This is a genomic window from Glaciimonas sp. CA11.2, assembly GCF_034314045.1.
GTDB lineage: Bacteria > Pseudomonadota > Gammaproteobacteria > Burkholderiales > Burkholderiaceae_D > Glaciimonas.
This window is the reverse complement of sequence record NZ_JAVIWL010000001.1, coordinates 409,422-423,159: the sequence shown is the minus strand read 5'-3', so window position 1 is coordinate 423,159 and position 13,738 is coordinate 409,422. Positions and strand designations below refer to the sequence as shown.

General features: G+C 47.9%; 16 protein-coding genes. 14 read left to right on the top strand and 2 right to left on the bottom strand.

The features are described 5' to 3' along the window. Positions 1-91: 91 nt before the first annotated feature. From RGU75_RS01810 to RGU75_RS01795, 4 genes are all read left to right on the top strand, one after another. Positions 92-1,252 carry an RluA family pseudouridine synthase gene (locus RGU75_RS01810; protein ID WP_322232541.1) on the top strand — a complete coding sequence of 387 codons (1,161 nt, stop codon included), beginning with the start codon at positions 92-94 and terminating at the stop codon, positions 1,250-1,252. Between the two features lie 95 nt (positions 1,253-1,347). Continuing rightward, complete coding sequence (locus RGU75_RS01805) at positions 1,348-2,007, top strand: HAD-IIIA family hydrolase (protein ID WP_322232540.1); 660 nt, start codon at positions 1,348-1,350, stop codon at positions 2,005-2,007. 27 nt (positions 2,008-2,034) lie between these two features. Continuing rightward, positions 2,035-2,406, top strand: coding sequence for a Rieske (2Fe-2S) protein (locus RGU75_RS01800; RefSeq protein WP_322232539.1), 372 nt, complete (start codon positions 2,035-2,037; stop codon positions 2,404-2,406). A gap of 44 nt (positions 2,407-2,450) precedes the next feature. After that, positions 2,451-3,437 carry a S49 family peptidase gene (locus tag RGU75_RS01795; protein WP_322232538.1) on the top strand — a complete coding sequence of 329 codons (987 nt, stop codon included), beginning with the start codon at positions 2,451-2,453 and terminating at the stop codon, positions 3,435-3,437. A gap of 539 nt (positions 3,438-3,976) precedes the next feature. On the opposite strand, the gene RGU75_RS01790 is transcribed toward RGU75_RS01795, so the two are convergent. Together RGU75_RS01790 and RGU75_RS01785 are read right to left on the bottom strand one after the other, a co-directional pair. After that, on the bottom strand, positions 3,977-4,729 hold the full coding sequence (locus RGU75_RS01790; protein WP_322232537.1) for an SAM-dependent methyltransferase: 753 nt from the start codon (positions 4,727-4,729) through the stop codon (positions 3,977-3,979). A gap of 68 nt (positions 4,730-4,797) precedes the next feature. Then, complete coding sequence (locus RGU75_RS01785) at positions 4,798-5,457, bottom strand: Maf-like protein (protein WP_416186772.1); 660 nt, start codon at positions 5,455-5,457, stop codon at positions 4,798-4,800. Positions 5,458-5,571: 114 nt separating this feature from the next. Here RGU75_RS01785 and RGU75_RS01780 point away from each other — a divergent pair, with 114 nt between their 5' ends. From RGU75_RS01780 to rpoE, 10 genes are all read left to right on the top strand, one after another. Continuing rightward, positions 5,572-6,066 (top strand): YceD family protein, encoded by a 495-nt coding sequence (locus RGU75_RS01780; RefSeq protein ID WP_322232536.1) that lies wholly within the window; start codon positions 5,572-5,574, stop codon positions 6,064-6,066. Positions 6,067-6,280: 214 nt separating this feature from the next. Then, positions 6,281-6,463, top strand: coding sequence for a 50S ribosomal protein L32 (gene rpmF, locus RGU75_RS01775; RefSeq protein WP_014006864.1), 183 nt, complete (start codon positions 6,281-6,283; stop codon positions 6,461-6,463). 151 nt (positions 6,464-6,614) lie between these two features. Then, on the top strand, positions 6,615-7,718 hold the full coding sequence (gene plsX / locus RGU75_RS01770) for a phosphate acyltransferase PlsX (RefSeq protein WP_322232535.1): 1,104 nt from the start codon (positions 6,615-6,617) through the stop codon (positions 7,716-7,718). After that, positions 7,715-8,701 (top strand): beta-ketoacyl-ACP synthase III, encoded by a 987-nt coding sequence (locus RGU75_RS01765; RefSeq protein WP_322232534.1) that lies wholly within the window; start codon positions 7,715-7,717, stop codon positions 8,699-8,701. The genes plsX and RGU75_RS01765 overlap by 4 nt, the downstream gene beginning before the upstream one ends. 148 nt (positions 8,702-8,849) lie before the next feature. Beyond that, a complete protein-coding gene (fabD, locus tag RGU75_RS01760; RefSeq protein WP_322232533.1) occupies positions 8,850-9,782 on the top strand; it encodes an ACP S-malonyltransferase in 933 nt (310 codons plus the stop codon). Positions 9,783-9,890: 108 nt separating this feature from the next. Continuing rightward, positions 9,891-10,655 (top strand): 3-oxoacyl-ACP reductase FabG, encoded by a 765-nt coding sequence (fabG, locus tag RGU75_RS01755; RefSeq protein ID WP_322232532.1) that lies wholly within the window; start codon positions 9,891-9,893, stop codon positions 10,653-10,655. Between the two features lie 233 nt (positions 10,656-10,888). After that, complete coding sequence (acpP, locus tag RGU75_RS01750) at positions 10,889-11,131, top strand: acyl carrier protein (protein ID WP_205321776.1); 243 nt, start codon at positions 10,889-10,891, stop codon at positions 11,129-11,131. 30 nt (positions 11,132-11,161) lie between these two features. Then, the gene (gene fabF / locus RGU75_RS01745; protein WP_322232531.1) at positions 11,162-12,403 is read left to right on the top strand and encodes a beta-ketoacyl-ACP synthase II; all 1,242 of its coding nucleotides are present in this window, start codon (positions 11,162-11,164) and stop codon (positions 12,401-12,403) included. Positions 12,404-12,457: 54 nt separating this feature from the next. Beyond that, on the top strand, positions 12,458-13,012 hold the full coding sequence (locus RGU75_RS01740) for a flagellar hook-length control protein (RefSeq protein WP_322232530.1): 555 nt from the start codon (positions 12,458-12,460) through the stop codon (positions 13,010-13,012). 42 nt (positions 13,013-13,054) lie between these two features. Continuing rightward, positions 13,055-13,684, top strand: a complete 630-nt coding sequence (gene rpoE, locus RGU75_RS01735) for an RNA polymerase sigma factor RpoE (RefSeq protein WP_322232529.1) — start codon at positions 13,055-13,057, stop codon at positions 13,682-13,684. Positions 13,685-13,738: the final 54 nt, after the last annotated feature.

Genomic DNA, 13,738 nt, shown 5'->3' with positions numbered 1-13,738 from the left:
AGGCTGGTGGAGACGCCCCTGTGTAGAATGGTCTTTTTATTCTTACACCAACAGCGGTTTGTAACCACTGTGAAACAATTATATATTCAAAATGAAGGACTTAGCGAGATTTTCTGGCGTAAGGGCTGAGGGCCGCCGCGATGGCCGAACTCAGGGCAAGGCACAGGTGCGGACCCCAGCCGCTACCAAGTACAAAACTGTTCTTCAAAGCAAGATGATTGAGGCAGCCAAATTAACCAATTTAACTAAAGTAACGAAAGTAGCGGAAGTTGTCGCACCACCCGAAGTTGCTCCCCAAGTCCAGTTAATCACTATTTCTGACGAAGAAGCGGGCCAGCGGATTGATAATTTTTTATTACGTATTTGCAAGGGAGTGCCGAAAAGTCATATCTATCGCGTTTTGCGTTCGGGCGAGGTCCGGGTAAATAAAGGCCGCATAGATCAGACTTATCGATTGTTGGAAGGCGATATCCTGCGCGTACCACCCATTCGTATTGCAGAGCGAGCTGAAAAGACGGCACCGGGTGCGGAATTTAAAATTCTCTTGGAGGATAGTCATCTGCTTGTCATTGACAAGCCAGCGGGCGTTGCCGTGCATGGCGGGTCTGGAGTCAGTTACGGTGTGATTGAGCAACTGAGGGCTTCTCGTCCTGATGCCAAATTTCTCGAGCTGGTGCATCGTCTTGATCGTGATACCTCAGGCATTTTATTATTAGCAAAGAAACGTTCCGCTTTGACTAATTTGCATGAACAAATGCGTGATGGCGAAACCGACAAGCGTTATTTGGTTTTGGTGCATGGTGATTGGAAAAATGCGCGTCAGCATGTAAAGTTGCCTTTGCGCAAGTATACTGCCGCCGATGGTGAGCGTCGGGTAAGGGTGCAAGAAGGAGGTCAGGCCTCGCATACGATATTTAGTCTGATCCGCAGATATGGCGACTTTGCATTGCTTGAGGCTGAGTTAAAAACGGGTCGCACTCACCAGATTCGGGTGCATCTTGCCTCGAGTGGTTTTGCGATCGCAGGTGATGATAAATACGGTGATTTTTCATTAAATCGTGCTTTGCAAAAGGCAGATGGCGAGCGAATTGCATTTAAACGCATGTTTTTGCATGCTTATCAGATTACTTTTACCCATCCGGAGAGTGGAAAGCCGGTCACGTTAAAGGCGCCACTACCGCCAGAATGTGAACGGTTTCTAAAAAGTTTGCCGCAAACAAGCTCGGCAGCAGAACCAGCGCAGGACGATTAAAATAGGAGTTTCAGGTCAGGATGTCTTCGCTAATCCTCACCTATGAACGCATTTTTTAAGAAATTACAAGGAGCTGGCAAGTTATTGTCAGAAATATGGCGCGGAAAAGTTTTGATTTAATTGTGTTTGATTGGGACGGTACGCTGATGGACAGCACCGCGACAATTGTGAAGTGTATTCAATCGGCGGCAAAAGATCTTGGTCTGGCGATTCCTGATCGGAAGGCCGCGTCGCATGTCATCGGACTTGGACTATCTGAGGCAATACGCATGGCAATCCCGGGTTTAGAGTCGCATCTATATCCACGTGTAGTGGAGAGATATCGCCACCACTATCTGGCGCAGGACGAGGATTTAATCTTATTTGATGGCGTTCGTGAAATGTTGGCGGATCTGTCGCAGCAAGGCTATTTTCTGGCTGTGGCGACTGGCAAGAGTCGTGTCGGGCTAAATCGTGCCCTGCACTCAAGCAATTTGCTGTCTGTATTTGATGCCACGCGTTGTGCCGATGAGACTTTTTCAAAGCCACATCCAGCGATGTTGCACGAACTGACGCGTGAACTTGGCCAAGACCTTAAGCGCACAGTCATGATTGGTGATACCACGCATGATTTACAAATGGCTATCAATGCTGGTGCCGCAGCGATTGCGGTTGATTATGGTGCGCATCCAGCCAGTGAACTAACGCCGTTGCATCCGGTCTTTACTGCTAGTTCAGCGATAGCGTTACATGCTTGGCTAAATGACAATGCGTGAAATGCAGTTATTTCAGCGTAATTCAACATGACATCTGGTTTGATACCAATCTGCTCTTCTTCTGATCTCGTTGAGCGTGGGATGGGTGTGCGCTTTGCCGTAAAAGTGAATGGTGAAGCGCTGACCGCTTTTGTGGTTCGTTATGAAAATAGCGTACATGGATATTTGAACCGTTGCGCGCACGTTCCGATAGAGTTGGACTGGAATGAAGGTGATTTTTTTGAATCCAGCGGCTTGTATCTTATGTGTGCCACGCATGGCGCAATTTACACGCCCGATAAGGGAAAGTGCGTTGGCGGCCCTTGTCGTGGGGCGAGTTTGCGCAAAGTGGCGGTAGAAGAAAATGATAATCAGGTATTCTGGCGCCCTGATGACTATGTTAATGCACCTGGAGTGTAGTGCGGCCAGGCGCGGCTTAATTTCCCCGGTGGACGAAAACCGGAATGCGTACTAACAATTGCAAAACCGATATTGAGAATATGGAAAATCCGAAAAAAGAAGGCTGGGAACGTGATTTACTGGAAAAGTTGGCGACCGCTTCGTTGCGCGAGCAGCGTGCGCGCCGTCGCTGGGGAATTTTCTTTAAGCTGGCGACTTTATGCTTGATTGGCTTTGGGGTTTGGTATGCGGCCCACTACGAGAGCGCTGATACGACCACGGTTGGTCGGCATACGGCGTTGGTTAAACTTAATGGTGTCATTGACGCAGACGGCAACGGATCTGCAAGCGTATTGATCCCGGCGCTTGATAATGCGTTTGCGGCGACTGATTCGGTCGGTGTGATATTGCGTATCAATAGTCCTGGCGGAAGTCCGGTTCAGGCGGGAATTATTAACGACGAAATTGGTCGCTTGCGTAAGGAATATCCGAAGAAGCCGTTATATGTCGTGGTGGACGAAATGTGCGCCTCCGGTGGTTATTATATCGCTGCCGCAGCCGATAAAATTTATGTCAACAAGGCGAGTATTGTCGGATCGATTGGGGTCTTGATGGATGGCTTTGGTTTTACCGGTCTGATGGAAAAACTGGGTATTGAGCGGCGGTTATTAACGGCTGGTGAAAATAAAGGATTTCTCGATCCATTTAGTCCGATGTCCGAAACTCAAAAGGGCTTTGCGAAAGAAATGCTCGGTGAAATTCATCAGCAATTTATCGACGTAGTTCGCAAAGGTCGCGGAACGCGCCTGAAAGAAACGCCGGAAACATTTTCTGGTTTATTTTGGACTGGCAGTAAGGCGATTGATATGGGATTGGCGGACGGCTACGGTACGGTCGAGAGTGTCTCACGCGATATCTTAAAGGCGGAAGACGTGGTTGATTACACCAAGAGCGAAGGGTTGCCTGAACGTGTATTGAAGAAATTTGGCGTGTCGGTTGGCGAGGGCGTCGTGGGGACGATGATGAGTTTGCAGAAACCGGTATTACGTTAATAACATATAAATTATTTAAGTTAATTTAATGTAAATAATTTCGTTAATATTATGTAAATAATTATGTTGATAAAGGCGACTTGAAAATAAGTCGTCTTGCACTCTGATGATTTTGTCGTATAGTGAAGTCACATTCAGCAGAATTATTTGAGGAGGCGAATATAGAAACCACACTATCGTTAGCCATTCAACAGTAATCAACCGGTATTAAATTGACGGATCTGGAGCAATACACCCCTTGCACTAGAATGACGATTAAATGCTGGACACCACTGCATTAAATGCGGCCCCGAGAAGTTTTCGACTTCTCAAGAATACGTCTTTCGAGACATGCAAATTCGGCGACAGCGCAACACTGTCGCCGTTTTGCGTTTTGGACGCTGCTCTGATCCGCAAAATTGCTAGCTAAGGTTTATTTAGATTTGACGCTCGTGCGAGCGTATTGACTTCACTTGATTGAGACTATCTAACGCGGATGCGCAATAGCTCACCAATCATCCGTATTTTTAGTTGATAGTTCTCGACTAATTTTTTCCTAGCTATTCTGCGAGTATCAAGAAAACCGTCGGTTTTTTATGAAAGTCTGGACCTTTGTTCGTGCCGAGTGCAGTCTTCCAGCGCGCGGCCGTTTGCGTTTTTATTGTCTCGGTCAATAGCGTAAGATCGGTTGCGACACAAATCAATGTATTCGGCTGGCATTGAGCGCTCAGGGCCTCCAGTAAGGCAGTATTGCGATACGGAGTTTCGATAAAAAGCTGGGTTTGATTTTCTTGACGGGAGCGCAGTTCCAACGCTTTGATGCGCTTGGTCCGCTGGTCAACATCAATTGGCAGGTAACCATTAAACGCAAAACTTTGTCCATTTAAACCACTACTCATTACTGCCAATAATAATGATGACGGACCAACCAACGGTCTGACCTGAATGCCATGCGCATGCGCCATTCGCACCAGATTAGCACCAGGGTCGGCGACTGCCGGGACGCCCGCTTCAGAAACCAGGCCAGCATCCTGACCGGCCAGTAATGGCGCCAACAGTGCCGGTAATGCGGTAACCGGTGTATTAACGTTAAGTTCGGCGATATTAATGGTTTGCAGCGATTGTGTCAGTGGATGCGAGGCGTTGATTAACTTCAAAAATGCACGCGCTGTTTTAGCGTTTTCGGCAATGAAATAACCTAGTTTCGCAGTGAGGCCCTGGACATCTTCCGGAATAACGGAAGCCAGAGGATTGCCATGCTCGACGTCGGTTTGCCCGAGGGTATTGGGAATCAAATACAGGATACCTGCCATGCTAACCTTTATTTCTATATGAGAATGATTATGTGAGAGTCACGATACGGGAAGATATGCGCGCCGTTTTAATTGGTGAAAAAGGACACGCCAGCGCGGCGTAACATGCCGGTTAGTGCAATGAGTGGCAAGCCCGTCAGCGCAGTTGGATCGCTGCTCTCGATTTTTTCAAGAATGGCGATCCCAAGTCCTTCATTTTTGGCACTTCCTGCGCAATCGTATGGTTGTTCAATATGCAAATAAGCATCCAGTTCTGCGTCTGGCAAATTACGGAAGGTGACAAAAGTCTGAATATTTTCCAGTTGCACTATGCTCTCGGATTTAATTGAGCGTCCGTCCAGCAGACATAGTGCTGTGTGAAACACAACTCGTCGACCACGCATTTTTTGCAGTTGAAGGAGGGCATTTTGATGCGTCCCCGGTTTCCCGATCTGCTCCCCGTCTAGCGTCGCAATTTGATCTGATGCAATAATCAGTGCTTCTGGCGCCATCAACGCCACCGCCAATGCTTTCTCTCTGGCAAGTCGCATGGCAGTTTCTTCTGGTGTCTCGCCCAAACGCGGGGTTTCGTCGATTTCTGGAGATATCACCTCGAACGGAATGTGCAAGCGGGAGAGCAATTCCTTGCGATATTTGGAGCTAGAGCCAAGAATAAGACGAGGTGAGATGTGGATATTTGATATAACGCCGGACCGCGTTGGCGCTGGAAGCTGTTGCGAAGAGGGCATAGGAACGAAGTTTGACGTTTTTTTGAATGAGAGCTCAACAAAAGCGCCGTAACACTTTGACGAATAAGGGGAAAGGCTGTTATTATCGCAGGTTTTCAGGGTTCCGCTTCGCCTATGAGTGCTTTTGTTATCGACGCGTTTGAGTTTTCCCGCCTGAAAGAACGTCGTGAAGGTGCAAGCCCGGTCTCTGATCTGGGGCGATTGGCAGAAGAACTGGCTGACCCTTCGGGGACGTTAAAATGGGTGCTGGCTGGTGGTTCAAACCATGTTGCGCATCCACAATTAACATTGACGGTGACCGGCTCACTACAAATAACGTGTCAACGCTGCTTGTCCCCTTTTGCGTTTGATGTCGACTCGGAATCTGTGTTGATTTTGGCAAAAGATGAGGCGAGCGCAGATGATATTGACGCTTTGCTCGACGATGACCAGATCGATGTCATTATCGGCTCCAAAGCACTCGATATTATTCAATTGGTAGAAGACGAGGCGCTGTTGGCCCTGCCACTGTCACCTAAGCATGCTGTTTGCCCCGATACGTCTGCACTCGAGGCGTTAAAGGCCGGTAAAAAAGATTCGCCATTTGCGATGTTAAAGAATTTGAAGTAGCAAGGTTGTAGGGGTTGTCGTTCCAGATTGCGGTAACGTTGTTGCGCTAAGTGTCGCGGTTGTGATGTTATGCAGTACCGAACGTGACGAAGTGTGGCATGAAGTGTAGCAATGAGTAAGGGATTCCGCGCCCAAAAGCGGCAGGAATTTCTGGATTTTCTATGTAGTAAATCCAGATATGTTAAAATTTTAGATCTTAGATTCAGGAGTTATCATGGCTGTTCAGCAAAATAAAAAGACCCCATCCAAGCGCGGCATGCACCGTGCCCACGATTTTTTGGTAGCGCCTCCTCTGGCGATTGAGCCAACTACAGGTGAAACACACCTGCGTCACCATATCAGCCCAAACGGTTTTTACCGTGGCCGTAAGGTATTGAAGACTAAGAACGACGAGTAATTTACTTGTTGTCTTAAGTAAAAAAAGCGGCATCATTGAGCTTCTCAATGATGCCGCTTTTCTTTTGTAAGTTAAAAATTGTGAGCGGTGATTTTGACGCTAGCCAAATCTGCCCCATAATGTTGGTTGGAAACGGCACTGAATCAAAATAATGACAATTAAAATCTCTATCGACTGTATGGGTGGCGATCATGGTCCATCTGTAACAGTGCCTGCAGCTATTGCATTTGCCAAACGCGAACCAGAGGCTGAATTAGTATTGGTCGGCCTCGAGGATCAAATTCGGGCCGAATTAAAAAAGCACAAAGCGCAGGAACACCCTCGTCTGTCAGTCGTGCACGCGGAGGAGGTGATAACGATGGATGATTCGGTTGAAACCGCGTTACGGCGTAAAAAGAAATCCTCCATGCGCGTGGCGCTTGAATTAGTGAAAGACGAGAAGGTACGTGCCTGCGTTTCAGCTGGAAATACCGGCGCGCTGATGGCAGTCTCGCGTTATTTGCTAAAAACTATCCCTGGCGTGGATCGGCCAGCAATTTGTACCATCCTTCCAAATCAAAAGGACGGGCCGACTTATATGCTTGATCTTGGCGCGAACGTTGACTGCGAGCCGCAGCATCTGCACCAATTTGCTCTCATGGGTTCAGCACTTGTCTCAGCCATGGAGGGCAAGGCTAAGCCTACGGTCGGTTTGCTCAATGTTGGCGAGGAAGATATCAAGGGCAACGAAATGGTCAAGCAAACCGCAGAATTGCTGCGGGCTGATCACGAAAAAGGTCTTATCAACTTCTATGGAAATGTTGAAGGTAACGATATTTTTGAGGGAACAACCGACATTGTGGTGTGTGACGGTTTCGTCGGCAACGTTACTCTTAAAGCCTCCGAGGGCCTCGGAAGGCTGGTAAAAAGTGTGCTGACGACAGAATTTAAAAGCAGTATTCTTAATATGATCGGTGCTTTAATTGCGAAAAGTGCTATTAAAGCAATATCGCGCCGTCTCAATCCATCACGATACAATGGCGCAAGTTTGCTCGGTTTACGTGGGCTAGTGTTCAAGAGCCACGGTAGTGCTGACGTGTATGGCTACGAATGGGCCATTCAGCGTGCGTTCGATGCAGCCAAGCATGATGTGTTATCACGTATTACAACGACCATTGCAGCGTTGATGCCGCAGACAGAAGCAGCTTTGGTGCAGGTTGAAGTGCTTGCAAATGCTGCCACCAATATTGAGCCACCCCAACAGAAGACAGCATGACTATTTATAGCAAAATTGTGGGTACCGGTAGTTATTTACCACCCAAACGCCTTACTAATCAGGACCTCGCAGTGCAATTGGCCGAGAAAGGTATTGAAACCTCGGACGAATGGATATTTTCGCGTAGCGGGATATCGGCGCGGCACTACGCTGAGGCTGATGTGCAATCTAGTGATCTCGCCGTTGCTGCTTCAAAGCATGCGCTTGAAATGGCGGGGATGGAGCCAAACGACATTGATTTGATTATTGTCGCCACGTCGACTCCTGATCATTTTGGGAGTTTTCCGAGTACGGCTTGCGTGGTGCAGCAGAAACTGGGTATTACCACCGGTGGCGCTGCATTCGATGTGCAAGCGGTATGTAGTGGCTTTGTATACGGCGCTTCAATCGCTGATGCCTTCATCAAAGCCGGTACGCACAAGAACGTTCTGGTCATTGGAACGGAAGTCTTTTCCCGTATTTTGAATTTTGAAGATCGCACTACCTGCGTGTTATTTGGAGACGGCGCTGGCGCGGTTGTGATGACTGCTTCACAGGAACCAGGTGTTCTCGCTACCAAGCTGCATGCTGATGGCCGCTATGGGCATATCCTATGCGTTCCTGGCAACGTAAGTAGTGGGGCGGTTGATGGTAGTGCTTTCTTATATATGGATGGCCCGGCGGTGTTCAAGCTAGCGGTATCGGTACTGGAAAAAGTCGCTAAGGAAGCGTTGGAGATCGCTGGTATTTCAGCATCTGAAATCGACTGGCTGATTCCTCATCAGGCGAATATTCGCATCATGCAAAGTACCGCGCGCAAACTTGGTCTGCCACCAGAGCGGATGGTTGTCACCGTTGACCAGCATGGGAATACATCTGCCGCTTCAATCCCGTTAGCGCTTGATAAGGCTGTGCGTGATGGTCGCGTCAAAGCTGGACAGAATGTACTAATGGAAGCTGTTGGCGGTGGTTTTTCCTGGGGTGCTATTGTGGCAAGAATGTAAGTTGGTCGCTAGTCGGATCGGCTCCCAAGCGCGCAGTATGAAAAAATGCTTGATGGTCGCTTCTGAAATTTTTTGGCACACATTACCCAATACGCTGGCTTTTTTATTTTCCGTCTACCTCATTAATTTATAGCATTATAAAAAACGTATGATTAAATTTGCATTTGTTTTTCCTGGGCAGGGCTCGCAAGCGGTAGGTATGTTGAACGGCTTTTCGGATAATCAAGTTGTGCAGGACACTGTCGCTGAAGCTTCGGAGGCACTGCAGTTTGATCTCGCGAAGCTTATCGCCGATGGACCCAAAGAAGATTTAGATCTGACCACTAATACGCAACCTGTCATGCTCACAGCGGCCGTGGCGTTTTATCGGGCTTGGATAGCGGCGGGTGGAGGCGTCCCATCTATCGTTGCAGGGCATAGTTTAGGTGAGTATTCTGCGTTGGTCGCAGCCGGAGTGATCAACTTTAAAGATGCCGTGCCGCTGGTGCGTTTTCGCGCGATGGCAATGCAACAGGCAGTGCCGGTTGGGCAGGGCGGAATGGCTGCTATTTTAGGTTTATCGGACGATGACGTAAGGGCGGTTTGTGCAGAGGCTGCACAGGGTGAAGTAGTCGAGGCAGTTAACTTTAATGCGCCCGCACAAGTCGTGATAGCGGGCCACAAGGCAGCAGTTGAGCGAGCCTGCGAAGCAGCGAAGTTAAAAGGTGCCAAACGTGCCTTGTCATTACCAGTTTCAGCACCATTTCACTCTTCGCTTTTGGTTCCTGCATCAAATCGTTTGCGCGAATACATGGAGAGTCTGGTTTTTGAGGCGCCGCAGATCATGTTAATAAATAATGTCGATGTCGCAACTGCTGTTGATGCCGCATCTATTAAAGATGCTTTGGTTCGTCAAGCTGCCAGTCCGGTACGTTGGGTAGAAACGATTCAAAAAATCGGTAATAGCGGCGTAACGCATGTTATCGAGTGCGGTCCTGGCAAGGTTCTTGCTAGCCTTACCAAGCGCATTAACGGTGAATTGGTGGGCGAATCGATTTTTGATCAGGCTTCATTGGATAAAGTTCTGGCATTGCTGAAGTAAGTGTTATAACAGCGCCAGCATTTGGCATGGCATTTATAATTAAAAAAGTATCTAATTAAGCTAGCTAATAAGTTATCTCAATAAACACTCTAAACAATCATAATTAAAATGCAAAATTCGGTTACACAAAATTTAGAAGGTCAAGTGGCGCTCGTTACTGGCGCTTCGCGCGGTATTGGCCGTGCAATTGCGCTTGAACTGGCGCGCCGGGGTGCAAAAGTTGTGGGTACCGCCACGTCAAAGGTCGGCGCTGCTGCTATCACGGCGTACCTTAATGAGGAGCAACTAGGCGGTGGACAAGGTGTAGTACTCAATGTTAATGATGCGTTAGCTTGTGCGGCAGTTGTCGAATTGGTGCAAAAACAATTCGGAACGCTCTCGATTTTGGTGAACAATGCCGGTATTACGCATGATCAGCTAGCTATGCGGATGAAAGATGAGGAGTGGGATGCTGTGATATCCACGAATCTGACCGCCGTAGCGCGTTTATCCCGTGCTGTATTGCGTGGAATGATGAAAGCCAAACATGGACGGATCATCAATATTACCTCTGTAGTCGGGTCAACCGGAAATCCAGGACAAATGAATTATGCGGCATCGAAGGCGGGTGTCTCTGGCATGAGCCGGGCTTTGGCGCGTGAGATAGGTAGTCGAAACATTACGGTCAATTGTGTAGCACCCGGTTTTATTGATACCGATATGACTAAATCTCTCAGTGAGCAGCAAACCGCTGCGCTCCTACAACAAATTCCTCTGGGAAGACTGGGTGCTGCAGAAGATATTGCAGCGGCGGTGGGTTTCCTTGCCTCACTTCAGGCTGGTTATATCACCGGTACGACCTTACACGTAAACGGTGGTATGTATTGTAATTGAGTAAATTGTCCTAATCTGTCTTTGGATTAAGATGTTTCGAGGCTTGGGCATTGTGTTCAGTCGAATATTTTTGGATGAAGTCCTGAGCTGTAAAGTGAAGTATGTCGTAAATAATTAAGGGCTTTTGGCAGGAGTTGGCTATTTATTAACCGCCGATGCTAAAAGTAAATTTTCTCAGCGCAAATCTGCTAAAATGCGCGCACTTTCTGTAACCTAATAACTGGAGGCATCACATGTCTGATATCGAACAACGTGTAAAGAAAATCGTCGCAGAACAACTTGGCGTCGCAGAAGCTGACATCAAAATTGAATCGTCATTTGTTGATGATCTTGGTGCAGACTCACTCGACACCGTAGAATTAGTGATGGCACTAGAAGATGAATTCGCCATGGAAATTCCAGACGAACAAGCTGAAAAAATTACTACTGTGCAACAGGCTATTGACTACGCCAAGGCGCATGTTAAAGCGGCCTAGTTCTGCTTTAAACGCATCCAGGAGAATCGTTTGACTCGCTCACGTGAACGTCGTGTTGTGATAACTGGCCTGGGTTGCATTTCACCGGTCGGCAATACTGTTGCCGATGCATGGAATGCAGTCATATCAGGAAAATCCGGTATCGCAGCCATCACCAAGTTTGATGCTTCTGCTTTTTCCACGCATTTTGCAGGAGAAGTAAAGGGCTTTAATGTCGAGGACTACATGCCCGCAAAAGATGCGCGGCATATGGACACCTTTATCCATTATGGGATGGCAGCAGGAATTCAGGCGATGCAAGACAGCGGCCTGGAAGTCACTGATGAAAATGCCGAACGTATCGGCGTCATCATTGGCTCTGGTATTGGCGGCTTGCCGCTGATTGAAGAGACTCATGTCGAGTTGACCAATCGCGGTCCACGCCGCATTAGTCCCTTCTTCATTCCAGCTTCGATCATTAATATGATTTCAGGCAACTTGTCGATCAAATACGGTCTGAAAGGACCAAATCTGGCGATAGTTACTGCTTGCACAACCGGCTTGCACTGTATCGGGCAGGCCGGACGTATGATTCAATACGGTGATGCTGACGTTATGATTGCCGGCGGTTCTGAGGCCAGCATTTCACCGTTAGGTTTGGGTGGTTTTGCTTCGGCAAGAGCGCTCTCATCGCGTAATGATGATCCTGAAACTGCATCCCGCCCTTGGGATAAGGACCGCGACGGATTCGTATTAGGTGAAGGTGCTGGTGTTCTTGTCCTTGAAGAGCGCGAGCATGCGATAGCCCGTGGTGCTAAAATTTATGCAGAACTGCTTGGTTTTGGCATGAGTGCTGATGCGTACCACATGACGGCACCCAACCTCGATGGACCTCGTCGTTGTGTCGGCTCGGCCCTTAAAGATGCAGGTATAAATGGCGATCAGGTGCAGTATTTGAACGCGCATGGTACATCGACGCCGCTAGGCGATCAGAATGAAACTAATGCGATCAAAGCTGTTTTTGGTGATCATGCGTACAAGTTAGTTGTCAACTCGACCAAGTCGATGACAGGTCACTTGTTAGGTGGCGCAGGCGGCCTGGAATCGGTATTTACGATTCTGGCATTGCATCATCAGGTCTCACCGCCGACTATCAATATTTTCAATCAAGATCCGGAATGTGATCTTGATTATTGCGCCAACACAGCGCGTGATATGAAAATTGATATTGCAGTAAAAAACTCGTTTGGTTTTGGCGGTACTAACGGGACGTTGGTTTTTGGTAAAGCCTAAGCAGCTCCGTATATACTCATTCAAACGTCAGGTGACGCTTGAATGAGTATATCAATGAACACTCTTCCATCCGGCGAGACGCCACTTAATCCTCGAATGTCGATTGCGGTTTCTGCGTTGGTGCTGCCATCCAGGCGCTTGTTCCTTTTGGTGTCTGCATTAGCAATCGCAGCCGCCTTGATTAGCATGTTAATCGGCTTAGGCTTCATCGGTCGTCTTTTGCCCGCAATTGGAATAATTCTTGGCGTTTTGGGTCTGCTGATCAGCGTTGGTGCTTGGTTTCGTTATCGAGGCACAACGCAACCACTGCGTATCATCATCTCTGGCGCTGGCCAGATAAGTATTGTGGAAATCTTACCTAATGCACCGATTGTCGACACGATTGAGGTACCAGTTGCCGCGCAATTGTTGAGTGGATCCACCCTTTGGGGGAATTTACTGCTATTGCGGCTTCAATTGCATAACGGGCGGACAAAGTCTGTCGTTATACTAGCTGACTGTGTACCTGAAAATGTTTTCAGGGCAATCTCTGTAGCATGTCGTTGGATCGCATCTCGTGGACATGCGAACGGTCAAAAGAAAGTAAGATATGAACAACCAAATGGTTGAACTTATTGTGGTGCACTTTGTCCATGCTTCGGTCATGCGCGTATGTTGCAAAAGCAAAAGGAATGGGCATTGACGACAGAACGCGAAATTGATCAACTGCTTGTTGAACGCGTGCAACGCGGCGACAAAAAAGCGTTCGAGCTATTGGTTATTAAATACCAACGTAAGCTAATGCGCCTTGTGTCGCGGCTCGTCCGTGATCAAGCAGAAGCTGAGGATGTTGTACAAGAAGCTTTTATTAAAGCTTATCGCGCACTCCCTCAGTTCAGAGGTGACTCTGCGTTTTATACTTGGTTATATAGAATTGGAATTAACACCGCCAAGAACTATTTGGTGACGCAAGGACGCAGAGCGCCTACATCAACGGAATCAAATTCGGAAGATGCAGAAACTTTTGACGATGGAGAGCAACTAAGGGATATAAACACTCCTGAGTCGTTGTTGGCAACCAAGCAAATAGCGCAAACAGTCAATGTCGCAATGGAGGCTTTGCCGGATGAACTTCGGACGGCAATAACATTGCGCGAAATTGAGGGGCTGAGTTATGACGAGATTGCGGAAGCAATGGGGTGTCCGATCGGTACAGTACGTAGCAGAATATTTAGAGCAAGAGAAGCTATCGCAGAAAAGTTGAGGCCGTTATTAGGTACGGCTATCGACAAACGTTGGTAAAAGCGAAATAGCGATTTTCGGGAACGAAGGGGTTGGCCAGGTTTTAACTAGGTG